General features: G+C 39.9%; 21 protein-coding genes, 2 tRNA genes and 1 riboswitch. Of the genes, 8 read left to right on the top strand and 15 right to left on the bottom strand.

The genetic code is table 11. The annotated features are described in order from the left end of the window. Positions 1-5 precede the first annotated feature (5 nt). The 6 genes from Q4591_RS15885 to Q4591_RS15860 form a co-directional block, all read right to left on the bottom strand. Entirely contained in the window at positions 6-758 is a 753-nt protein-coding gene (locus Q4591_RS15885; protein WP_102476285.1) for an HDOD domain-containing protein, read from the bottom strand. Between the two features lie 216 nt (positions 759-974). After that, positions 975-2,960, bottom strand: coding sequence for a TonB-dependent receptor (locus tag Q4591_RS15880; RefSeq protein ID WP_102476284.1), 1,986 nt, complete (start codon positions 2,958-2,960; stop codon positions 975-977). Positions 2,961-3,092: 132 nt separating this feature from the next. Next, a riboswitch (cobalamin riboswitch) is annotated at positions 3,093-3,312 on the bottom strand. 214 nt (positions 3,313-3,526) lie between these two features. Further along, a complete protein-coding gene (locus tag Q4591_RS15875) occupies positions 3,527-4,111 on the bottom strand; it encodes a hypothetical protein (protein WP_133126429.1) in 585 nt (194 codons plus the stop codon). A 175-nt stretch (positions 4,112-4,286) separates the two neighbouring features. Next, entirely contained in the window at positions 4,287-4,625 is a 339-nt protein-coding gene (locus Q4591_RS15870) for a DUF3622 domain-containing protein (RefSeq protein WP_102440458.1), read from the bottom strand. A gap of 79 nt (positions 4,626-4,704) precedes the next feature. Beyond that, positions 4,705-6,675: a U32 family peptidase gene (locus tag Q4591_RS15865; protein ID WP_102476283.1), complete on the bottom strand. Its 1,971-nt coding sequence runs from the start codon at positions 6,673-6,675 to the stop codon at positions 4,705-4,707. A 141-nt stretch (positions 6,676-6,816) separates the two neighbouring features. Further along, positions 6,817-7,383: a phosphoribosyltransferase gene (locus tag Q4591_RS15860; RefSeq protein WP_076541549.1), complete on the bottom strand. Its 567-nt coding sequence runs from the start codon at positions 7,381-7,383 to the stop codon at positions 6,817-6,819. Between the two features lie 500 nt (positions 7,384-7,883). Between Q4591_RS15860 and Q4591_RS15855 the strand changes: the two genes are divergently transcribed. Beyond that, entirely contained in the window at positions 7,884-8,639 is a 756-nt protein-coding gene (locus tag Q4591_RS15855) for a thiol:disulfide interchange protein DsbA/DsbL (RefSeq protein WP_303461866.1), read from the top strand. A 112-nt stretch (positions 8,640-8,751) separates the two neighbouring features. Here Q4591_RS15855 and Q4591_RS15850 read toward each other — a convergent pair whose 3' ends face one another. Together Q4591_RS15850 and hemG are read right to left on the bottom strand one after the other, a co-directional pair. Continuing rightward, entirely contained in the window at positions 8,752-9,282 is a 531-nt protein-coding gene (locus Q4591_RS15850; protein WP_303445725.1) for a cytochrome b/b6 domain-containing protein, read from the bottom strand. 57 nt (positions 9,283-9,339) lie between these two features. Further along, positions 9,340-9,861 carry a menaquinone-dependent protoporphyrinogen IX dehydrogenase gene (gene hemG / locus Q4591_RS15845; protein ID WP_303461863.1) on the bottom strand — a complete coding sequence of 174 codons (522 nt, stop codon included), beginning with the start codon at positions 9,859-9,861 and terminating at the stop codon, positions 9,340-9,342. Between the two features lie 370 nt (positions 9,862-10,231). On the opposite strand from hemG, the gene Q4591_RS15840 reads away from it, so the two are divergent. Further along, positions 10,232-11,431: an MFS transporter gene (locus Q4591_RS15840; protein ID WP_303461861.1), complete on the top strand. Its 1,200-nt coding sequence runs from the start codon at positions 10,232-10,234 to the stop codon at positions 11,429-11,431. A gap of 44 nt (positions 11,432-11,475) precedes the next feature. Continuing rightward, positions 11,476-12,387 (top strand): TIGR03899 family protein, encoded by a 912-nt coding sequence (locus Q4591_RS15835; protein ID WP_303411673.1) that lies wholly within the window; start codon positions 11,476-11,478, stop codon positions 12,385-12,387. Positions 12,388-12,409: 22 nt separating this feature from the next. Here Q4591_RS15835 and Q4591_RS15830 read toward each other — a convergent pair whose 3' ends face one another. Next, a complete protein-coding gene (locus tag Q4591_RS15830; protein ID WP_102436156.1) occupies positions 12,410-13,054 on the bottom strand; it encodes a hypothetical protein in 645 nt (214 codons plus the stop codon). A 422-nt stretch (positions 13,055-13,476) separates the two neighbouring features. Between Q4591_RS15830 and Q4591_RS15825 the strand changes: the two genes are divergently transcribed. Continuing rightward, entirely contained in the window at positions 13,477-13,899 is a 423-nt protein-coding gene (locus tag Q4591_RS15825; RefSeq protein ID WP_102436154.1) for an organic hydroperoxide resistance protein, read from the top strand. A 97-nt stretch (positions 13,900-13,996) separates the two neighbouring features. On the opposite strand, the gene Q4591_RS15820 is transcribed toward Q4591_RS15825, so the two are convergent. Next, positions 13,997-14,521 (bottom strand): DUF3087 domain-containing protein, encoded by a 525-nt coding sequence (locus tag Q4591_RS15820; RefSeq protein ID WP_102436152.1) that lies wholly within the window; start codon positions 14,519-14,521, stop codon positions 13,997-13,999. A 439-nt stretch (positions 14,522-14,960) separates the two neighbouring features. On the opposite strand from Q4591_RS15820, the gene egtB reads away from it, so the two are divergent. From egtB to Q4591_RS15800, 4 genes are all read left to right on the top strand, one after another. Beyond that, positions 14,961-16,226 (top strand): ergothioneine biosynthesis protein EgtB, encoded by a 1,266-nt coding sequence (gene egtB / locus Q4591_RS15815; protein WP_303411677.1) that lies wholly within the window; start codon positions 14,961-14,963, stop codon positions 16,224-16,226. Continuing rightward, complete coding sequence (locus tag Q4591_RS15810; RefSeq protein WP_241901044.1) at positions 16,223-17,212, top strand: L-histidine N(alpha)-methyltransferase; 990 nt, start codon at positions 16,223-16,225, stop codon at positions 17,210-17,212. Before egtB ends, Q4591_RS15810 begins: the two co-directional genes overlap by 4 nt. A gap of 136 nt (positions 17,213-17,348) precedes the next feature. Continuing rightward, positions 17,349-17,729, top strand: coding sequence for a nuclear transport factor 2 family protein (locus tag Q4591_RS15805; protein ID WP_303411681.1), 381 nt, complete (start codon positions 17,349-17,351; stop codon positions 17,727-17,729). Positions 17,730-17,853: 124 nt separating this feature from the next. Beyond that, positions 17,854-18,780, top strand: coding sequence for a LysR family transcriptional regulator (locus Q4591_RS15800; RefSeq protein WP_303461858.1), 927 nt, complete (start codon positions 17,854-17,856; stop codon positions 18,778-18,780). A 112-nt stretch (positions 18,781-18,892) separates the two neighbouring features. Here the strand turns inward: Q4591_RS15800 and Q4591_RS15795 are convergent, their stop codons facing one another. From Q4591_RS15795 to Q4591_RS15775, 5 genes are all read right to left on the bottom strand, one after another. After that, a complete protein-coding gene (locus tag Q4591_RS15795; RefSeq protein ID WP_303461856.1) occupies positions 18,893-19,876 on the bottom strand; it encodes an MDR family oxidoreductase in 984 nt (327 codons plus the stop codon). Positions 19,877-20,199: 323 nt separating this feature from the next. Further along, positions 20,200-23,334, bottom strand: coding sequence for a DEAD/DEAH box helicase family protein (locus Q4591_RS15790; protein ID WP_303461854.1), 3,135 nt, complete (start codon positions 23,332-23,334; stop codon positions 20,200-20,202). Continuing rightward, entirely contained in the window at positions 23,258-23,851 is a 594-nt protein-coding gene (locus Q4591_RS15785; protein WP_102520175.1) for a bifunctional 2-polyprenyl-6-hydroxyphenol methylase/3-demethylubiquinol 3-O-methyltransferase UbiG, read from the bottom strand. The genes Q4591_RS15790 and Q4591_RS15785 overlap by 77 nt, the downstream gene beginning before the upstream one ends. Positions 23,852-24,137: 286 nt before the next feature. Beyond that, positions 24,138-24,214, bottom strand: a tRNA-Trp gene (locus Q4591_RS15780). A gap of 679 nt (positions 24,215-24,893) precedes the next feature. After that, positions 24,894-24,970 (bottom strand) — tRNA-Asp (locus Q4591_RS15775).

Raw genomic sequence — 24,970 nt, 5'->3', positions numbered from 1 at the left:
CTTCATTAATTAGATTCATTAATTGGGTTTATCAATACATTACGTTTGCTCAGCACAGCTCTAAGCACTAAGCCTGCAGAGTTTACATTGCTCGTTTGGTTAATATTATGGGCCACCATAAATTCATTGCGTAACTCATCATCTAACCCAAGAGCCTCAAATGCTTCTATAGATAAACTTTGTTGCTGGGTATCAATGAGCTTTTTTATCACCTGTAATGCTATGGGTTTTTCTGAGGCGGCATTTAAAAATGCAAACGCACTTAAGGTAATCACTTGACCAAATACACTAAATAGCGCCAAGGTTTGCAGTTCATCTGCATCAATATCTATAGCTTGTTTATTGTCTTCAAGCTCACGTAAATAATGCACTGCATCGGTAGCGATATTTTCAGTAAGCGCCCAATAGCCCTTAACTAATTTACAATATGGTTCAGGTAATTCATCTAAGCGTTCTTTTAGATAAAATGAGAAGCTATAGCGGTAAATATTGACTTGGCCTAAACGGATAAGCGCATCTTTTATACTGCGATTTTTTGTCGCGATTACGCCACCAGCTTGAGCGGTATTACTGCGCCAAAGTAAATGAGCGGCAAGCGCGGGATCGCTGGCAATGATATCGATAATAATGCGGATATCTGCTTCATTAATTAAGGCCTTTTTTAAAGGGATCAAAATACCACGGCGCCCAATGACTTGTTCTTCGTTGCCAATAATAGCTTTTACTTGAGTGAGTACCTGCTGCTCAAGGTAGGTCATAAAGCGATGCTTCCCTGTATAATTCTTCGTTCTCGATTAACGAATTTATCCATAGAAACCCTACAAAGGTCAAGTGATTAATGCTGATTAAGACAAAAAGCCGACAAGTGCTTTGTCGGCTTTAGTATCTTCAGTGTAATTAGCTAGATAACAAGTTATTATCGTCTAAAAATCAGACGCTTCGCTTATTATCTGTTAGTTCATTACAAAGGGATTTTAAAAACGATAACCTAAGGTTAAGCGAATTGAGCGACCATTACCCGAGTAATAACCGCTGCCGCCCCATTCCTCAGGAACATAATAGCCAGCACTGACATATTGCTTATCTAACAAGTTGTCAGCACGTAAACTGGCACTCCACTCATTACGGGTATAGTTAATGGCTAAGTTAGCTAATACATAACTGGATAACTTAGGGTCAACATTGGCATTATCACCTTCAATAAAGCGCTCGCCAGTATAAATACCTTCAGCAAAAACCTGCCACTGTTGGGCAATATCATAACTCACATACGCACGGGCATTATGCTCCGCAACCCAAGAAAGCGCCTTGCCTTCGTTCTCGCCTTCGGTAAATTCAGCATCAATGTAATCATATGATGCGCCCAGCAACCAATCTGCAGCGATTTGCACATCATAAGCGGCATTAACGCCAAAACGAGTTGAAGCATCAGCATTAACGTTAGCACCGCCGCCCTGTGGACCATCAGTGCGCCCTGCGTCATATACAATTTCATCTTCCAAATCTAAACGGTAAAGGTTTAATTTGAAGGTTTGTGTTGTAGTGGTCCAGTCCCAACCTGCTTCATATGAGCGGCCGGTTTGTGGATCAAGACCAAGGGTGGTAATTGGGGTATAGGCTTGCTCATCCACTTTGGCAAAACGGAAATTATCATTGGCGCGAATATAAAAACGATGCGCAAGGCTTGGACGATAATTTAACCCTAACTCAAATGCATGGGCATCATTATCAAGCTCAACACCATTTGCGTATGATAATTGATCTGTTAAGTCATCTGTCACTTCACTGTAACGCCCACCAACTACATAGGATAATGACTGCGTTAATGGCACTGAGGCTTGCACATAAGCACTGGTCACTTTCTGTTCATTATTACGTTGAATGTAAGCAGTATCAAAATCGGCCTCACCGATACTTAAATCAACCCCAGCAATAATGTCTAAATCACCATTATCTAGCTGATAATTTGCTGTGGCTTTGGGTGAAAAGCTTAATAAACTTCGCTCGATACGCCCAGCACTGCCCCAAATAAAGTTAGTGGTTAGAGTATCAGAGTAAGTTAAATCAGTGGCCAAAGCCCATTCTTTAGTTAATTGGTACTCATAGCCACTGCGCAGCGCTGTGGTCATTTCATGAACATAATCATCATCGGTAAAAGGTGCGGCCTGAGTTGGATCTTGCAGATACTGCTCCAGTGTTAGCGCACCAGGGGCCTGGCGATCATTATCGAAGTAGCTGGCTTCAACAAAGAAATTTTGTAAATCAGTTTGATATTGCAAACGGCCTAGAATTGAGCCGGTTTCACTGTCGTTATTATCGCGATAGTTATCACTTTGATTGTAACTGCCGGCCAAGTAATAATGCCAAGCGTCATTAATTTTGCCTGAAATATCCCCTTTAGCTTCATAAGTATCAAAGCTGCCAGCACTTAATTGCAGTCCGCCACCGTCTTTATTAGGCGCTTTAGTGATGATGTTAATCACCCCGCCAACAGCTTGATCGCCATAAAGTACCCCAGCACTACCTGATAATATTTCCACCCGCTCAACTTGATTTAACGGCACTGCATTAATGCTAGGAGCCGCAATATCAATATTGTTTAAGCGGCGACCATCAATCAAAATTAAGGTATTGCTGGCGGCTTGAGACGCTGAAAAACCGCGCATGGCAAAAGTCGTACCTGAGTTGTTATCAGACACTTGAATACCCGCTTGAGAACGTAATAACTCCGTTAAGCTCACCGCACCACTAAGCTGAATATCAGCTTGGTCGATCACATTTACATTCGCTGCAATATTAAGAGGATTTGCATCTTGACGACCAATAACCACAATTTTTTCAACCTCTGCATTGGCAGAATTGTCTGTTGTGGTGTCAGCGTAAACAACTGAGGTTGTTGAAGCAGCTAGACCAAATACTAGGCTTAATGCTGATGCGATTTTTGTTAGATTTGTACCCATTTACCTTTAACTCCTGAAAGGAAAAATGGGGCATATTTGCCGCAGCGCATCGTACTCGTAAATTTATCTGTTAGCGATAAGCCATGATTATTTACAAGCAACGAGCTACATTTCGAGATCTGCCCACCGAAATCTCAAAATCATCTATAGGGCCGGTCTCCGGACTTAGGTTAAAGTAGCAAAGCTACTGACGAACATGAATTTTTAACGTTAAATAGCAGCTTAAATTTCACAGCTACAAGCTTTATCGCACTCAGTCCTCACCATTACCGTTGCGGGGGCAGTACTAGATTTTCACTAGTTTCCCGATTATCCCGTGTCATACACAGGCACCACTATAAATTGACGATAAATTATATAAATTTTTGATTGCTACGACTTAAAGCAGCCATATAACAAGCTGATATAGTATAACGTGCTTATGGGGATTTTTGATATAACGAAAATGAATCAATCATATTATTCAACTTATTGAAAAATAGTCTGAATAATATGATTACTCATTAATAGCTCGCTTACTGATAAGCGGATTGTTGATAAACCAATTATTGATAAAAAGAAAATTTCTAGAATCGTAACTGCTTAAAATTCGACATAAATTGACGATGATTGGTCGATTTTAATGGCGCTGAGTTTTTATTAAAAACATCGCCGCGCATAGACTTATGCATAAAGTACAAGTCTTCAACGCCTTTAATTACGGCGTAATAACCTATTTCACCTTGCTGTTTAACTGAGCCACCTTGCTGTAAAAAGTTAGCCATAACGGTACAGCCGATAATGCCGTGATACGCTTCTTGACCACCCATCTGGGTTTTTCCAAGTTGCTCATAAACCACCTCACCTTGGCAGCTGTCTTGGTAGGTGCTAGCAAAATTATTTAAAAATCGCTCAGGCTCGATATTTTCTGCCAAGCCCTCAAAGCCTTGAATACAGAATAAATCAGACCAATTATTTAAACTTTCTCCAGCAGGAACAAACTCAGCTTTATACATATTCCCTTTGCTAGAATTAAATGCCATATTCCAGCCAATAGGCAGCTCAAAAGACACACTTTTGGAAAATATTGATAACTCTCTTTTTGCAGCGTTAGTTGCATCTGCTGATTGATTGGTGGTGCTATTGAGGTAAGACTGTGACTCTTTGGCCATTACTTTATTTCCAGGGCCTAATAACAACAGCCCTGAAAATATTATTGTCGTAAAGCAAGCTTTCATACCTAATTCGTCCTTGGTATTGGTGCTGAAAGGTGAAGTTTGGTTTATTCAAAAATAAATACGGCAAACCTTGTCACCAAGTTGTTGCATTACTGTAATGTTTTAACGCTTAATCTTCAACAACATCTGCGCTATCGGCAGCATCTATTTGCTTAGCATCATCTGATAATGCATCTGCTTCATCGGTTAATGCTTCTGCAGCAATTGCATCTGCAATTGATTTAGCCTTAAGTTGTTTTTCTGTTTTACGTTTATTGCGTTCAGCTTGCGTGGTTAAAAAAGCGGGAAGCTCTTGCTTACCCCAAGCTTCAGCCTCGGCTTCTGATGCAAATCCGTCATGACTTTTAGACACAATAGTCTTAGTTGCAGTCATACGACGAGTGATTTCAGTTTTCCAAGTTGTACCAACTTGTTTTACTCTAAAATCATATTTTTTTGCTTTAGTCATTTTGGGCTTTTTCCTACAAATTTATCGCCACGCATCGCGCGTGATAATGGTTATTGAGTAATAAGATGACATCACCTGATTACTTTACTAATTGATTTGATCCAACGATCATCATTTCACATTTTAGGCAATCGAAAACCAGCTTTAAGCGGTCTTTGCCAATATCGAGCACCATTGGGTCAGCTTTAATGCCTTCAACTTCTTTAGGGCATAAATTAAAGCTGTAACGTAAGCAATGCTTAGTCACCATTAATGGTGCATCGGTTAATAGTTTGTTTTTCTCGTAAGTGTCTTCAATTTGAACCACACCGTGTTGCTCATAAAATTCACGAGACTTATCGTTTGCAACATTAGATAAAAAACTTAAATACTTTTGCGGGAAACGCGCTGACTTATCATGCTCAGCTCGCTGTGGTCGCTGGTAGCCTTTTACTCTGGCGTCATCAAAGGCGGCAATGGCATCTCGCCTTAAACCATTAATCACTGACGCTGGTAAAAACCAACGATTAGCACATTCAATCGTTAACTGCTGTAACTGATAGTCACTGTTACCCAGTTTGCCGAGCTGCGTTCGCAGGCTTGCATCTGCTTTAGCGTAATCTTTCGCCGGCTCTTTTACCCACTCAAGCTCTACTGTAACGCTATGGGCATGCTTGTCACTGATGGTCAGTGAAATGCCTTGCGGCGTATCAGCCAATACCATATCAACCGCAATGTTACGGCTAGCAGAGTCTTTTGATAGCAAAGCATCAAATTGATGATCGAAGTTTCTAAATAACTCCACACCGACTTTTAAGTCTTTCGACACATCGGTCAGATATAAAGTATTACCATCAGCGCGGTTAACCCTTAAGCCTTTGGTTTTGTTATCAGATAAACGCTGCTTTTGATAACCATCAATAAAGAAGCACAAGCCATCACCGTTATTAAACTCAACGGCTTTACCCGCTTTACTGCTATCGACTTTAATAAAATCGCGGCCAACACTGGTGATAACCCCCACTTTTTCACCAATGTACTTTGGCGAGCTAAAATGCTCAATTTGCTCAGTACGTTGATTAATAAAGTAATCTGTCTTACCGCGGTTAAAGCTTTTTTCAGGATCTGGCGTAAAAGTAAATTCGCTTCGACCATGAGACATTGACTCAAGATCGCTGCGGCGATCAATAATCGCATCTAACTGCTGGCGATAATGGGCGGTGACGTTTTTAAGATAACTAATATCTTTTAAACGGCCTTCCACTTTAAATGATGTTACGCCTGCATCAATTAATGCTTCTAAATTCTCAGTTTGGTTGTTGTCTTTTAATGACAACAAATGCTGATTTTCAGCTAACACTTCACCATCACGGGTGGATAAATCGCAAGGCAAACGGCACATTTGTGAACATTCACCACGGTTAGCACTGCGATTAGAAAACGCATGACTGATATTACATAAGCCGCTATAACTGACGCACAATGCGCCATGAACAAAGTACTCAAGCTTAAGTTGCGTACTGGCTGCAATTTCTTTAATTTGCGGTAAATTCAGCTCACGGGCTAATACCACCTGTGAAAAACCGACCTGTTCTAAAAACACTGCTTTTTCTGGGGTGCGATTATCCATTTGGGTACTCGCGTGCAGTGCAATTGGCGGTAAATCTAACTGCAACAAGCCCATATCTTGAATAATTAATGCATCCACACCTGCTTCGTATAATTCCCAAATAAGTGCCTGCGCTTTGGCAATTTCGTCATCCATTAAAATGGTATTTAACGCTACAAACACTTGAGCATGATAACGATGAGCAAACTCTGCCAGTCTGGCAATGTCTTCCACACTATTACCGGCATTATGGCGTGCACCAAATGCAGGTCCGCCAATATATACAGCATCAGCACCATGACGAATAGCTTCAATGCCGTAATCAGCATTTTTAGCGGGTGCCAGTAGTTCAAGCTGCTTTTTCTCTTGCGACTTGCTCGCTAAAGATTGAGAACCTAGAGATTGAGTATCTAGAGGCTTATCAGTGGTTTGTTGTGGGGAAAATATCTCAACAGAGCTCATAATGGGCAGTATCTTTTCAGGGTAATAATAAAAAATGCATCAAGAAGGTGAATTAAACACGGACAATAACCACGTGTCAGGCACTCTCTTGACGCACTGTTGAGCTGCTAGTTTAGCAAAAAATAACCAATATCGATGCTTTTACTTAAACAAATGCTGAATATTCTTAAAATCTGTTTTACCTTCAGCGATTTCTTGCGGGTTTAAACCTGACACTTCATGAGGAAAAACAAGCCATTCTTCAGACTCATGGATAAAATAATCCGGCTTTAAATCAACTGCGGTATTTTTTGGTTTGTAATAAGGACAAGCCACTCGAATATCTGTCGGGATATTTTTGCGCATAAATTTTTGCAATTTATCAATTAATGCATCAACACTGCGGCCAGAATCAAATACATCATCCACAATTAATAGCCCATCGTCAGCATTTGCATTTTCAATGATGTAATGTAGGCCATGAACTTTGATTTTCTTGCTTTGCTTATCAGTGCCAATACCGTAATAAGATGACGTTCTTACTGCGATATGATCGGTTTCAACATTCTTAAAATCATAAAATTCTTGCACTGCAATACCGATTGGAGCACCGCCACGCCAAATCCCCACAATAAATTGCGGTCTAAAGCCACTATCGTACACTTGTGCTGCTAATTTGAATGAGTCTTCAAGCAACTGCTGTGCGCTAATATAATGTTTCTCTGTCATTGGATAAGGCCCCTATTATTTTATTGCGGCGGATTTTATACCAATTATAGGTAACTTGTCTGTGAGGAAGAGAAATATTTATCAAATAAGCCTCAAACCGCACAATGACGACTTGGTATAAAATCACCAAAATAGAATAAGTCTCAACTGCCACTCATCAAAGTGCCAGTGTAAATAGTCACAATTAAGCGGGCTATAGTGGCAAAAGTGGCAAAGAGACAATAGTGACGACAGTGAGCGATTTCGGCAAGTTTGTGAAGCTTGGCAAATTCTGCGTACTGAGTCGTTATAAAAGCTAGTTTAAATTGCAGTGCTTTTTACTAAAAAGCACTAGGCCATCACAGTTTTAGCACTGACACTGCTAACGGATTCAGTCATAATCGCAGCTAACTTTATGGCAATTAAGCAAGTGCTTAAGTTGCTTGAGTTATTTAAGTTGCGTAAGCTTAATTATCTCTCGCGATATATCGCCAACATCACCCCACTTTGTCGAGGCATACATGGTAAAGATTAAACATATTGCATTCACGCTGGCTGTTGCTGCATTCACATTAACCCTAACGGGCTGTGGCAAACCTGCTGATACAACGGTTACAACTACAGAAAAAACTGCTGTTGAAACGGCTGTAGAAACTGTTGAAAAAACTGCTGTAACTCCATCTAGGTTTGTTGAAGGTCAACATTACACTCAAGTTTCTGATGCACCAGCATCAAGTGAACCTAAGATTTCTGAATTTTTCTCTTTTTACTGCCATAACTGTTACAACATGGAAACCCAGTACCTGCCAGAAATTAAAGGTAACTTGAATAAAGAGATTAACTTTGAAACAAAGCACGTTGACTTTATGAACAGTGATATTGGTACTGAAGTCATGCGCGCCTTAGCCGTTATTCATGAAGTGGGTAATGCGGATGTATTAAATAAAGCCATGTTCCAAGCGATTCAAGGCGAAGGTGGACACCACGACCACAGTGCTCCAGGTCATAGCCATGACGAGCCTGAAATCAACAATCGTGACGATATCAAACAAGTGTTTGCAGCTCACGGTATCGATAGCGCCGCTTATGACAAGATTGCTGACAGCGAAGCTACAGATAAGAAATTGTCTCAATGGCGCCAACAGCAAATCATGTACCGCGTTCAAAGCGTACCGACTTTCATCGTTAACGATAAATATGCTATCAACATGAATGAAATGCGTACTCTTGACGATCTAATTGACGTGATGAATTACCTAGCGTTAGAAAAGAAATAAGCTAGAAAAGTATCATTTCTAAGTATGATATTTAGCGTATTAAAAAGCCCAATCATGATAATCATGCTTGGGCTTTTTATTATCTTTAATAAATTATGGCATTTATACAGTCTTAAGAGTTTCTGACCATATCAATAATATGGAACATGGCAAACACGATATGTACCATCAAGAAACCCACAAAGCCTTGGGCAAAAAGAATGTGGTATTTACGCCACATTAACGCATCACTGCTACCTTGAGTGGCAAACCATGCGATGCCGGTAATACTCACTAGCGCCATTAAAATCAGCCCTATTCCTTCAACAATACTGAAGATACCTTTGCCACCAGAACTCGGTAAAGTGCCCTTTTTTAACTGTTTAACTTCATCTACACATTGGGAAAAGTCTAATCTTAACCACGGAAAGAACTGACGCCAGTGGCCATTTAACAGATTCTTCAGCATAAATAACAAACCAAATATAGCTGCCACTAAGCCTAGATACACATGCAAACTGTCCCAAATACTGGCATTGGCTCTTAATTGCCGACCGATTAGGATCCATGGGCTAGTTACCACCAAAAATACGCTTAGGGTTATCACAATGACATGCAGTTTTTCGGCAATAGCACTAACCAAAGCAGATGACTTTTGACTCATGAATTTACCTTCCTTTTGCAATGATAAGCACTTAACTTATTCTCAGTCTTAAGCTCGTTAAGCGCTATGAATTTGGTCTACATAGGCATCTACTTTTTCCCAGTCGGTGTACTCAACTTGGGTATTCGGATCGGTAGGCCCTTTGGTCATCCACATGATAAAGCGAATAATATTACGATCCATTGGGCCATAACCTTGATAATCTAAATTCCCCCCAAACACTTCCAGCACTTTGGGTTGCCAGTCACTTTGTTTCAAAAAGGCTTGCATATACATGTTGGTATCAGGGGTGTTTTTACCTGGCTTTCTCGCCACTAAACTCACTGAGAAAAACCCATTAGGTTTACTATCTAGTATCGCTTTATTGTTCGCCGTAAACGTATATAACTCTGCTCTATGCTTACCATGGCGAATACTGGCACCAATAAATACTTTATCAAATGCACTGATATCAGGCGTATCTTGCAGCGCTGCTAAGGTGACTGTGTTGCCTTTAGCGATGAGCTTTTGCTGCATGTAATCGCAAATCTTACGGGTTTGACCGTGAACCGTTGAATAAATAATTAAAATGCTACTCACGTTAACCTCAATTTTAAAAAGTGTTATCTGTCATTAACTTCATCTTAATTGAATTGGCGCAACAATTACATGGATCAGATCACGACAAATTAGTCGCAACACCCATTAATAATCAAGACTTTTGGCTGGCTCACAAAATGCGGGATAAAGTCTAAGCTTCACTCACTTATGTTTTTTAATTTGTAAAAAATACAAATCGAAGTTAGCTGCAATTAGCACTACGACGCCTATTCAAACTGACCACCTAAAGCACGCATATCGCTAAAGCCCAAGCGATAGCTTCCTAATAGAGAGCATTTTACACTTAGCGCTAAACGGCAAATTATGTAACTATGTGGCTAAGATTGAGAGACAAGGAAAAGTGACCTTAATGCCCGCAGTTTCAGACAAAAATCCGCAGCAATTATTATTGTGGATGACCTTCATCATGTCGATGGTGTTTGCCGTATGGCAAGCCTTACTCAATAATTTTGTTATCGAGAAAGCGGCATTTACTGGGGCTGAAATTGGCATGCTGCAAAGTTTGCGTGAAGTACCCGGCTTTTTAGCCTTTACCGCTATATTTGTATTACTGCTAATTAGAGAGCAAACCTTCGCACTGTTGTCACTGGCGGTATTAGCCATTGGCATTGCTATAACTGGCTTTTTCCCCAGTGTATTAGGGCTTTATATCACCACAGTTTTAATGTCGATTGGCTTTCATTATTTTGAAACCGTCAATCAGTCACTGACACTACAATGGGTCGATAAACAACACACCGCAGAGTTTTTAGGTAAGGCATTAGCATGGCGATCTGCGGCTGCGTTAATGGGTTATGGCAGTATTTGGCTGGTAATGACTTGGCTTAAACTCGATTATGTGTGGATGTATGCCATCATTGGCGGCTTAGGCTTAATTGCGGTTATCATGATGAGTCTGTATTACCCACATTTCCCTATTGCTGAGCCGCAGCACAAAAAGCTTATCTTTAGACAGCGTTACTGGCTTTACTACGCACTGACGTTTTTATCAGGCGCCAGAAGACAAATCTTTATGGTCTTTGCCGGTTTTATGATGGTGGAAAAGTTTGGCTATTCAGTCACCCAAATCACCTCACTGTTTTTAATCAATTACGTGGTTAATTTGCTATTTGCCCCAGCTATCGGCCGCTTTATTAGCCGCATAGGTGAACGTAACGCCTTAGTAATTGAGTACCTTGGCTTAATTATTGTTTTTGCTAGCTACGCCGTAGTTGAACATGCCACCATAGCTGCTGCGCTGTATGTTTTTGACCATCTATTATTTGCTATGGCTATCGCCATGAAAACCTACTTTCAAAAAATTGCCGATCCTAAAGATATTGCCGCTAGTATGTCGGTAAGCTTTACCATTAATCATATTGCCGCAGTGATTATTCCGGCACTGTTAGGCATATTATGGTTAAGCTCGCCTCAATGGGTATTTATGATTGGAGTCGGCTTTGCTATATGCTCGTTAATATTGGCATTAAACATCCCGACATCTCCTGCTGCTGGCAATGAAACTAATTGGCGTTTTGTAACAAAAACATCAAAACTCAAAACACCATAAAACAATAAGAATAAACAATAAGAATAAACAATAAGAATAAAAAAATGGCAAACATTCAACCGCAAATCGCTGAAGCCCAAGTCTCCACTAAGGCCTCAACTAAGGCCTCAACTAAAGCTTCGACTAAGCCGCTAAACTCAGCACAGGCAAACGACAACGGCGCTAAGGTTTCAGCAAGTAAAAAAGCGCTTTTGCTGGGTAAAGTACTGGGATTAGCCAGTGAAGAAGATTATCGCCCTTCCAGTGCATCCATTGCTGAGCGAGCTGAGTTTCGACTACGAAAACTACACTCTCAGCATCAGCTTAATCTGGAAACCATCTTTAAATTGGCTCTCACTTATACGCCTACAGATGTGACAGGAGAAGATTTAGACCCTGATTGGAGTTACCAGTTTTTTCAAATGGCTGAGCAAATTAATAGCCGCAGAATGCAAGATTTATGGGCACGCATTTTAGCCAGTGAAATAGTTAAACCGGGTAATTTTAGCCTAAGAACATTGGCAACCCTTAAACAACTGACCCAAAGAGAAGCCCATATTCTTGAAAAAGCCTTGGGAATGTCAGTAAAACTTAATCACGAAAGCCGTTATAAACTGCTCAGTGGCTACCGTATACATGGCGGTATCAAACAATATTTTAGAAAATCGACTCTGATGAATTTCGGGCTATCGAAATATGGTTTGCCCTATTCGAGTATATTGACCTTAATTGATGCGGGAATACTTCACAGCAGTGAATTTGAAACTGGCACCTTAGACAAAGGCGTTAAAATTCAATTAAATATGATAGACAACAAAATAGCTATTGAGCCTAATAGCAATAACTTACTATTCAGTTATTACCGTTTTACCCCCATTGGAGATGAACTCAGCCAATTGGTTCATCCTAAGGTTGATAGTGCTTTTGTAAAGGATTTAACCGCACTACTTAGCAGAGACTTTAAGGTAGAAAGTTAATAGCAGCTATATAGATGCGAGACTATTTAAAGTCTTTAGTTGAGGCGACTGTGGCTTGAACATCCGCTTGCGTCTCACCATGCTCATAAAGAGAAGAATGCTGAGCTTTATGCATCGAAAATAAAAATTGTCTGAGGGTTTCTCTTGAGTCTTCTCCGACAATAATTGTTGCTGCAATAACGCCATTGTCTGAGCGAACTTTTTTATATTCAATATCAAAACTAATTTCATGGGTAAGCACCAAGGTGCCACGCCTAGGTTTGCTTGACTCGATAATCTGCGGTGCATCTAAAGTGACGCCAGTGCTTGAAAGCGACAACACATCAATGGCTAAATTTGTATCAAAATCAATAATTCTGACATTATCTAGCTCTTTCATGCGCCAGCTTCTATCTGCACCTCGGGTATCCACGACTTCAGGGATCCCCAGTTGAGACACAAATTGGCCCAGTTCATCCATTTTTAAAGAGAAAGGAAACCATAAACGGTAGTGACCAATTTCAGCTAGTAACGTCATCTGAGTTTTCCCTAACAGGCTGGCTAAAGCCTCGGGCATTTCAGTGGTCACAGCAACGGAATCAGTATCACTTTTACTAACAATAGGAGACTGCTTGGCAAAAAGTTCACTGAAACAGGCTAACTCTTCTTTGGTTAATGTTGAAGTCATTGTCAATCCTCCCTGATGTTTATACTTTAAGATAGCCTAAAAACATTAACACGCAAGCTACATTTATTCAAACATGTAGAAATGTTCAGTTTTAATAAAAACCAATAAAATTATAGGCTTTCAACATTTACCCTATACCTAGAAAGAGTTAGCCACCTACTTGAAACCAGCTCGTGATTCAACGACTTTCGAATCAATTATCTCAAGCATACTCAAGTCATCCACCCACTGTGAGTAAATCTAGCGCCAGCTATTTAGCGCCATATCATTTTCAAAATAATCTTGGGAAAAATAAACAAACCACAATTAGGTTGCGCGCAATTTAATTTAAGTTTATTGTTACTTCCAGTTAAGTTGCGCACAACCTAAATTCAAGTGTGCATATCAAGATAATGATTTTAATTATGTAATTTGGAGTAATAATGGACATCATTTATTCAGCATCAGCAAAAACTACCGGCGGTCGTGATGGACGCTCAGTATCTTCAGACAATAAACTTTCTGTTGAGTTAAGCACGCCAAAAGAATTAGGTGGCGCAGGCGGAGAAGGAACCAACCCTGAACAACTTTTTGCTGCTGGTTATTCAGCCTGTTTTATTGGCGCGATGAAATTTGTTGCGGCCCAAGATAAGAAAATACTCAGTGCTGATTTGTCAGTAGAAGCAACCGTGGGCATTGGCGCAAATACCCAAGGCGCTGGGTTTGCCATTGAGGTGGCACTTCGCATTGATTTACCAGCAATGGATAAAGTAGCAGCGCAAGCCTTAATCGAAAAAGCTCATCAAGTTTGCCCTTATTCCAATGCAACTCGCGGTAACATTCGCGTTGAGCTGTCACTGGTTTAAGCATAAACAGCTGTTGAGACTATTGCTCTAAACACTGATCAAAAAGCCCCCAAATTACTCATTTATAGCGTAATTAGGGGCTTTTTGTTTAAATGATTTAGAACTTTTCGAGTAAATTTTCAGAGAAGTCCGCTGTCGTTATTTCAAGGTTTAAATCGGCAAGTTTTGATTCGATAGCACTGATATCAGCTTGAAGTGTGGCCAGTGTCAGGGTGTTATTGTCTAACTCAAACACTTGCTTTTGAGTCGTCAAATAAAACAATAAAACCGTTAACGCATCTGGATCATTGTCCCTAGCGGCCAGTTTGATTTTAGCCAGTTTGCGATAAATTCGATTATGCAGTTGTTTTAACTTCCATACCCAGTAAATCTCTTTTAGGTATTCATGCTTCTTATAAAAGTTCATTACTAAGCTGCAGGTGAGTACCGCGAGGATAACGCCTAACAAGTTTAGGTGAAAGTGCCCAGTAGATTCACCACTGGCCACCGTTTTATTACCAAAAAATTCAATTAGCACGGTACCAAAACCGAGGGATAATAGGGTTAAACTCGCCACTAATGACACTAGAACCACATTCAAACGTTGACGATATAGCGCCTTATCAACCTTCATTAACTGCATGCAACAACCTTAAAAAAATATGATGACTTATTTTACACTGAATAAGATCGCAAAGTAGCCATTGCTAAGGCTATTTTAATTAGGGAGTAAACCTTTGTCGTGTTAGTAGCAAAACTTCAGCCTTAGTTTTTAATGTGCACGCGTCAACAGCCTATAGCCAATATTTTCAGATTTAACTTAACCACTTAGTAAAATGCTACCTAGATGATTTTATGATAAAAAACTTTCATCTTGGTTTATTTTGACTAGGCTTAACATTAGTAGTTATTTTAACCAATTAGAAAAAATTAAAAACAACCAGCTCAGTTGATAAGTCTTAAAAGACACATAAAAGCCAAAAGATGAATTATAGATGCCTATTGCTGTTGCCTGTCATCAGCTTGAAAGAAATTATTGTCATAGTGCTTCTAAGTATATCGTTGCAGAAAGGGATTTATAGATGGATATCAAGGGGAGCTTAGAGTGTAACCAGTTAATTAAACGCTATATTGCCACCAGAGCCGCCACAACCGAAATATGCGCCCCGTTAGAAATAGAAGATCTGTGTATTCAGCCCTGCGCCGACGTCAGTCCACCTAAATGGCATTTGGGACATACTACTTGGTTTTTTGAAGAGCTAATATTACGCCAGTTTGTTGCAGGTTATCAGCGCTTTGATGAGCATTTTAGCTTAATTTTTAACTCTTACTATAAATCAGCAGGCCTGCATTGGACCCAAAAAGATCGCGGTAACTTGTCTAGGCCTACGGTAGCGCAAATAGCCCAATACCGTCAGCAAATTGATGAGCTAATTCTAAGCTTACTCAATGCTGGGATATCAGAAGAAATTGCTACCATTATTGAAATTGGTATTCATCATGAGCAGCAGCATCAAGAGCTTCTGTATATGGACATTAAGTATATTCTGCATTGCAATCCCAGCAGTCCTCGCTACAGCAAAACACCGTTAATGAGCGCACAAGCGGTCACTGGCTCATGGCACACTTATACTCAGCAACTGGTGGAAATTGGTCATTGTGGCGAAGGCTACGCATTTGATAATGAATCACCGCCTCATAAAACTTACCTGACAGATTTCTCAATCTCTGACACTCTTATCACTAATGGTGAGTATTTAGCGTTTATTGAGTCAGCAGGCTATCAAACGCCAAAATACTGGTTAAGCATGGGCTGGGATTGGCTTAACGAGAACGGTATTACATCGCCTTTGTATTGGCGAAATCTCGATGGAAAATGGTTTGAATACACCCTTCATGGCCTAACACCTTTAGACTTAAGTGCCCCTGTGGTTCATGTCAGTTATTTTGAGGCCAACGCCTTTGCCAATTGGCGCCAATGCCGCTTACCCACAGAGCAAGAGCTAGAGCATTATTTACGCAGTAGCGACAATCAAGCCTTAATCTCAGCCCAAGGCCTGCCACCAGCAAGTTATCATCAACCTCAGTTACACCCCATCAATGCAGGTGATACTTCAGGTCAAGTCTGGTGTTGGAGCCAAAGCCATTATTCAGCCTACCCCGGCTATAAGCCCTTTGAAGGCAAGTTAGAAGAATACAATGGCAAGTTTATGTGTAATCAGTTTGTGCTTAGAGGCGGCTGTATTGCCACACCGCCACATCACTATCGACATAGTTATAGAAATTTTTATCAACCACACCAGCAATGGATGTTTTCAGGGATCAGATTAGCAAAGGATATCGTGTGAAGATTTCTAAAATTGATTATAAAAGTGACAATATTGACGCAATAAATAAAGAGCAATTTGCGATTGATGTATTAACTGGCCTTAGCGCTAGCCCAAAAACCTTACAAGCTAAATACTTCTACGACGATACTGGCAGTAAGATTTTTCAGCAAATTACCCAACATGAAGATTACTACCCCACTCGCACTGAGTTTGAAATTTTAAACACCATCAAACATGAACTGGCGGAGCTTATAGGTGAACAGGAAATTGATATTATCGAACTCGGAGCAGGCGACGGTCATAAAAGCCAATTAATCATTGATGGGTTCGTGGATCACAACTGTAAAGTCAATTACTACCCCATCGACATTTCAGAAGAAGCCATGCTGATGTTAGAAGACAACATTTGCGATCACCCTAATGTTGAATGTCACGGCATAGTAGCGGAATACTTTGAAGGCTTAAGGCTGGTGAGAGAAAAATCGACCAACAAACAACTGGTATTGTTTTTAGGCTCCAATATTGGCAATTTTGATCGAGTTCAAAACCAAGGCTTTTTACGTCGTTTGTGGATGAGCATGAATGCTGGCGACTATGCACTGGTGGGTTTTGACCTAAAAAAAGATGTCGATATACTGACCCGAGCTTATAACGACTCCAGTGGACTCACCAAAGACTTTAACCTGAATTTATTAACGCGGATCAACAACGAGCTTGGGGCTAACTTTGTAGTGGATAATTTTCAGCACTTTGGCATTTACAGCCCCCTTCTGGGCGCTATGGAAAGCTACGTCATCGCCTCAAAGCCACAAAATGTCTATATTTCGGCGCTAAAAAGACAATTTCATTTCGACGCCTTTGAACCGATTCATTTAGAGTACTCCTTTAAGTTTCTCAAAAGTGATATTGACTTTATTAGCCAACATACCGGTTTTGAGGTCATTAAACACTTTTCAGATGAGCGCGACTATTTCATTGATTCATTGTGGCAAGTTAACAAGTAACCACCCTATTTTAATACTATGACGTCATCTTGCGATAACAACCGCGGCAAACTAGGCTTTGGCAGTGGCAGTGGCAGTGGCGATTTAATACCTTGCATGAAAGAGACTTAAAACCATTCAAACTCAGGAGCGAACAATGCCCCAAGATCTTCAAGCCAATAAACACAATGCTATCGCATTTTACCGCAGCGCTTATTTAGGCGACCCTGTTAAGGCCGTTGAAAAATATGTTGGCGCAGAATACATTCAGCACAATCCGATTGTGGCAGATGGTAAACAGGCTTTCATCGATTACTTCATTGAGATGGCTGAATATAAAGGAAAAACGATTGAGTTTGTCAGGGCCATAGCAGAAGATGATTTAGTGGCGCTGCATACCCATCAAGTGTGGCCTGGTAACGATCAGTATGTCACCATGGATTTCTTTCGATTTGATGACCAAGGCAAGATAGTCGAACATTGGGACTCTATTCAACAAATACCCGCTGAATCAAAACATAGTAATACAATGTATTAAGCCGTCATTAGGCGTAAATTAAGCTATTTCTTGCTTATCTATAGAAGTCTTTCAAAACCAGTAAATCATTAACGTGATAGCTTAACCATCAAACCTAAATCGACTAATAATTGCTAATAATCTTATGAAACTTGAAGAAATTTACCGACAAGACCTTAGTTTACTTATCGCCTTACAAATCTTAGTCGAAGAGTGCAGTGTTACAAAAGCAGCAAAACGGCTGCACTTGAGTCAATCTGCCACCAGTCGAATCTTAAGTCGCTTGCGGGAAATGCTCAACGACCCTCTCTTTTCACGGGTCGGCCAACAATTAGTACCAACCCAATATGCTCTAGATTGCTATCAACAGCTGCAAGGCCCTACAGGTCAATTACTACAACTGCTTACCCCCAGTGAATTTATTGCCAAAGAATGCCAACAAAAATTCACCATAGCTACCACTGACTTTGCCGCACAAGGTCTGCTGCCACTGGTGTTACCTAAGCTCTATCAACTAGCACCCAATATTGGCATTGAGGTCATTCCGGTGCAGCATCAATACCTTCAATCGCAACTAAGTTTACAAGGCGCTGACATGGCAATTTGCCGCGCCATAGATCAAACAGAGCAATTACAACAAACAAGGTTAGGTTTAGTGGGCGTTAGCTGTTTAGTTTCTAATAACCACCCTGTTGCAGATAAAGCCCTATCTCTAGAAGATTACCTACACTTTCCCCACGCTACCATTGCCATTAGTGATGGTGTTAAAGCCATTGTCGACTCATCTATCGCGCAATTCCCACAACGTAAAGAGTTATTAAGGGCGCCAAACTTAGACAGTGCACTGGCACTGCTTGACCTGCATCCATTAATTATTACCTTGCCAGAGGGTATGGCTGAAATCGCCGCAGCCAAACACGGTTTAATTGTAAAGCCACTGCCGTTTGCAATAGCGCCACTAAACTACAATTTATTTTGGCATGCACGCTGTGAATTAGATAAAGGTCAGCGCTGGCTAAGGGATAAAATAGTCGACTTAATTAAGCCTTTGCTTATCAGTAACAGGCAATAATGAGCACTAAAAAAAGACACTAAAAAGCGGCTATTAAAGCCGCTTTACGATCTTTTAAATAAATGCTTGAGCTAAAAAATTAATCTTTAATGAATAGCTTCAAGCTAATAAATTATTGGCAATTAACTAATACCCGCCCCGTCACCTTACCTTTAACAATCTGCTGTGCAAATTCTGGTACTTGTTCAAGAGCAACAGTTTGACAGGCTTGCTGGTAAAAACTCTCTGGCAACAAGGCAATAACTTGCTCCCATGCCTTCACGCGCTTTTCAAACGGGCAAGCAACAGAGTCAACACCCAACAAGTTAACTCCACGTAAAATAAACGGCATCACTGTGGTTGGTAAGGCAAAGCCACCCGCTAAACCACAAATAGCGGCACTACCACCATAATTGATTTGGGTTAACGCGGTAGCCAACACTTGATTACCGACGGTATCAACCACCCCTGCCCAGCGCTGTTTATCTAAAGGGCGACCCGCTTGTTCAAACTCGCTGCGGTCGATAACATCACTAGCGCCAAGCTGTTTAAGTAGCTCACCATTAGACTCAACACGGCCAGAACTTGCCACAACGCGATAGCCAAGCGCTGACAGTAACGTCACAGCAACAGAGCCAACACCGCCACTGGCACCCGTTACTAGCACTTCACCTTGTTCAGGTGTAACACCAGCCTGCTGTAATGCTTGCACACACAACATCGCAGTTAACCCTGCAGTGCCAACCATCATAGCTTTAGCAGCATCAGCATTTTGAGGTATAGGTACTAACCAATCAGCTTTAACACGAGCCTTCTGGGCCATACCGCCCCAATGGTTTTCACCAACGCCCCAACCCGTTAGGATTACCTCATCACCAGCTTTATAACGCGGATCTGCAGATTCACTTACCACACCCGCAAAATCAATCCCTGGTACCATTGGGAAATTACGAATAATTTTGCCTAACCCAGTGACCGCTAGACCATCTTTGTAATTTAGCGATGAATAACTTACATCAACTAACACTTCACCTTCAGGAAGATCAGCAACAGATAATTGGCGAACCTCAGCTTGGGTCTGCTTATCATTTTGGGTTAATACAAGTGCGTTAAACATGGTGGCGCTCCTTACATTTTAGATAAAATTATCATAGTGTAAAAACCACCATGAATACACTGCAAACTTTGCATGCCACACATGCACAGGAGTCATACACAAAGGCCGGTGTTGAGATGGGCATGTTTGCTGATAGCTGTTAGCTGATCACATATCATTTGCGAGCAAAATAAACCATCAAATGAGTATAGGTGCAATTCAGCGTTAGTGAGGGAGGAGGAGAAATAAAGAAAATTGTAGCCTTAAAATGCCCTCAAATTAAAGCCTCATAGATATAAAACCACTCTGCTTTTATCTTGTTAAATATAACAAAACAGGCAAGTTTAATTCTTAATAACTCCTTTAAAACGCGCGAAAGTATTCATTTGTTCGGACGCATTAAGGGGATGATAGTCTTTATTATTTGCGATCAATGTGTATTTACCTTGTGATTGCTTAATTACTTTTCTAAGTAAATACTGCGGTTCCCCTATATCATCTAGTAACTCAATTGCTAGGATTTGATTTGAGATTGAGCCAGCACTAACTGGCGTGATCCATTCAAATAGCAATAGGTCACCATCAAGTATGGGGGATTTCCCACCATTCATTGAGTTACCTGATGCTTTTGCAATGAAGTGTTTATCTGGGTTATTTCTTCCGTATTCTGTGGGGATTTGTATAAAACTTACCTTATCAGCCGTACTGGTTTTAAAGTGACCGCAAGCAATTTTAAGATCTTCAAAAAACGGTAATGAAACTAGGTTTTGATTGTCGAGTTCTGCCTCAAGATTTGGCAGGTTTAAAGTAGCGATATCTTCTTTGGTGATTGTCATATCAAGCTTATTGTAATAATGGCTAAGATCCTCCCGCATTTGAGTGGTAATCGCGCTCAAATCTGATTGTTTGAGTTTGTCCCATAACACTGTATCAAATGCGATCAAATTCAACTCTTGGCACTGATAAAAGAAACGCTTACGTTCGAATTTTTCAAATGGATTGATAAGAATATTACGCTTGATATACGCCGAATCCAATAAATTTTCACTGATATTAAGTGGGTTACCGCCTTTCTCTGCTTTACCATATTTACTCAATAAAGATTCATAGAAACCTGCATATAAACCAGCAACTACATCTAAATCCAATTCGCCTTGTTTATTACAGTGGTTCGCCATGACAATAAGCAAAATAATTTTGTATGAGAAAGTATAATCACGTTTTTCAATAAACTCGATAAAGTCAGCCTTTCGAGTATCCTGTGTTCTAAGTGGAATATTTTTGGTGATTCTTATTTTTTCTAGCTGTTCGAAGCTAAAGTAATTAAGATTTTTACTACCAAATGGAATCGTTTTATCGGCAACCAAATCACCTTTTTTCATCCAAGCTTTTACTGTACCTGTTGAAATAAATAGCTCTCTAGCTAGCTGCTCTTCATTTAGTAGGTCTCTAAACTCTTTTTCAAAATTAAAGATATTAATCGGTTCGATTCTTCGCTCCGACTCCCATAATCCATCTAAAATAATTAATTCATTCTGAGATGTCCCTTGAACATCTTTTACCAGATCACCAAAAGGTTGATAGTGACTCAAATTAAATAAGCCATGTAATGACCAAGGTGTAATAGCTGCTCCATAACTATCAACCACATCAATTACATATAGCGCTTCTTTGCCTGGATAATTTCGTGTTCCTCGTCCTAATTGCTGGGTATAAAGTACTTTCGACATTGTTGGCCTAGCCATAACAAGAATACTGGTTTGAGGCGAATCCCAGCCTTCGTTTATTAAATCGCAAGCACATAGCATTTGAACCTCACCCCTATGATATAAATCTAGGCCAGTACGTTCCTTACCACTTACCGAAGCCGCTTTTATACCTGATTGATTTAATAGCTTGGCCACTCTTTGGGTGTGTTTAATATCGACACAAAACACTATGCCCTGCTGTGTGCTGATAGATTGTGCTTGTTGATTAAAAAAGTATTTAAGTAAAACATCTGCAATCAGTTGGTCACGCGAAGGGATGATCACAGTTTTCTGTAAATCGGTTTTAACGAATTCTTTGCCGTTAAATCTTACCTTCGAAAAATCAATATTTGATTCTAATCTGAAAGCTCGAATTTGCGGCACTAACTTTTTCAAAATAGCTTGTTCTAAGGTCATCTCAACTTCGTAATGACCAAAAATATCGCTCAGAGAGCGCTTATCAAGACGCTCATCCGTAGCAGTTAAGCCCAAAAGACTCTTAGGAGAAAAGTAATTTAAAACTTGGCGTAAACCATCTGCAGCAGCTCTGTGCGCTTCATCAATAAGAATATAATCGAAATGGTTTCTAGCGAGTTTACGATAATGCCGTAATACATAGGCACTAGTTTGCACTGTAATATCGAGTTGTGAATTGTTAAGTAACTCACCAACTCTTATCTCTGGAATTTGTGCCTCTAACCTTCTAATTAGCTGCATTTTTAGCGCAACTGTCGGCACAACAGCTAACACTTGTTTGGCATTGGATTGCTGTAATTGCTGCCTAACATCTTCAATAAACACTTCTGTTTTACCCGAACCAGTAGGCAGTACTACTAAAAATCTATTCTGGCCTGCTTTTCTTTTTTCAATTAGGGTGTTTACAGCATCCTGTTGATGGGCATATAAACTAAAATCAACGGAACGTTCAGCTCTATATAATGGAGATTTTAAGAAATGTTCAGATTGGCCAAAATAATCTTTCATTTGGTCTTCAAATTTAAAAGAATCACTCATGCCCCTATCTGACCAGCGATATACAAGGTAACCATCATTTACTAATGAGTTTTGTTTAAATAGTTGCGATCGATATTGCTTCTGAGAGACTATCCGAGATAAGGGATGATGATAGGTTTCACCATTTAGCTCTATCGCTATAGGTGATGTTTTACGATGCAAAATGTAATCAATAAATCGCTTATGTCCTTGCCTATCAATATAAGGAGCTTCCGCTTGCAAAGCATGTATAGATGCTGGCCCAAACACACTCTCAAATATTTCTGCAAACTTAAATTCGGGGGGAGTAGGATCGATATGTTGTTCCTCACGATTCGAGCCAAACTTTTTTAGTTCTATGCTCTCAATTTCGGAGGATAAAAAGTGGCTTATATCATCAATTAACTGCTGTATTTCAAGTGCACAAAAACGGAGTAACCCTTGATAATGGTGCATCAGCTGATTCTGATAGCTAGTGTAATCAACATAATGAAAATCAGAAGGTTGAAGGGAATATAATGAATTATCGACCAAAATTGCTGAAGGCTGATTCCGCAAATTAGAATCATTATTGCCGATAAAAGTATATAAGCGGCCAACATCAACCACATTTTCTAACTTATACCCAAAACTAGCTAAAACCTGATCAACTGCAATCCCATCAAGCCCCATTGCGATCGCCTTTAATAAGAATTGCATTAAGCCACTTTTCATCCTGTCGGTCAGGCCGAGCATCATCAGTGATCCAACTTTTTACAACATTAAAATCACTTCCATCTATGAAATCGTTAAGCCTTTTTTCATCTGCATTCGTGAAATAACGCCCGCCTCTCTCTACATCACTAACACCATACTTAAAAGAACAATAAAGATAACCACCATCCCTTAAACTTCTAGATAAATTAGCGAATGAAGCTGGCAGTAAATTACTAGCTACATGTAATAAAGAGGCGCAAGCCCAAATACCATCAGCCAATGATGAAGCTTTAAAACAATCAAAAGTGTTTAGTTCAACATCAATCCCCGTTAGTTCAGATGCTTTTAGCACTAAACTCTCACTTGCATCAAATGCACTCACTTCGAAGCCTTGCTTTAAAAAATACAAGCTATCTCGTCCGCTTCCGCAGCCAGCATCAATAATATGCCCATTCGGCTTTAATAGAGGAATGAAGATTTCGTACAAAAGGGATAAATCTACATTGACGGTATCATTATAAAATGATTCAGCATTAATGTTATAAAAGTTATTTATCATAGGCTTGGATTGTATAAGCAATTTTCAACAGACTACCATAAGCAGCAAGATATATTGTATTTCTGCATCAAGCAACTTAACTCATAGCAAATATTAATTAAGAAAGGTAATTGAAATTGAAGGCTGACACGTTAATCGAATAAATGTTTAAACTAACTTATTGATGTTGGACTTTGAACGTTAAATAGCAATCAACATATCACTTTTGTTAATATTCAAAAATAATTAAATTGATTAAAAGCCAGAAAAGACAAAGGCCTAGCATTTCTGCTAGGCCTTCTAAATTTGGCAGGGGTAGCAAGACTCGAACTCGCAACCATCGGTTTTGGAGACCGCTGTTCTACCAATTGGAACTATACCCCTGTTGACGGAATGCATTATGCTAAAACCACTGCGAAAGGTAAAGCATTATTTATCACAAACGTACTGACTGTGGGTTTTTCAGCCAAATTAAGCAATTTATAATCTACTTTGCTATTTTGGCAATGCGAAGCTCACTTACATACGGTATTTACATGATGTCGGATCACATACTCTACTTAAACAGTTACGTAACTGAGCTTAAGGAGACTTACAAATGACTTGCTGAGTACAAGCAGCACAATTACCAATCGCAACGAATAGTCGCTTATAAACACTTACAAGTGATATGAACTGCATATAGAGCTATTGCCCTTCACCAGTTTAGAACTAAAGTCTTTAATAGGTCATAACGGCTTAGGTGAAACGGCTTTAGATATCGTTAAAACCTAACGCTTCGAGTTTGAGAAACCAGCTAAGAATTTACGATTTAGCATAAGTGAGAGGAAATATAACAATTTACAACAGTAGTAACATCAACAAAGTGAACAATAAACACTCAAATTAATGATTTTAAAATACTTCATAGTTTTTTAATTAATCTAAAAAGTAAAAAATATCATCATTGCTGACATCTGGAATAAATGCTTAATATTAAAACTAAATATCATCATAGAATGATGATATTTATTCGACGCAACGAAAAAAGCCTCATCTTTCGATGAGGCTTTCGTCTTTATGTTGGCGGAGCGGACGGGACTCGAACCCGCGACCCCCGGCGTGACAGGCCGGTATTCTAACCAACTGAACTACCGCTCC

Origin of the sequence: Shewanella sp. 3_MG-2023 (assembly GCF_030548765.1) — a bacterium.
Classification (GTDB): Bacteria; Pseudomonadota; Gammaproteobacteria; order Enterobacterales; family Shewanellaceae; genus Shewanella.
The sequence above is the reverse complement of the archived record's forward strand: the minus strand, read 5'-3'. Positions and strand labels throughout refer to the sequence as shown.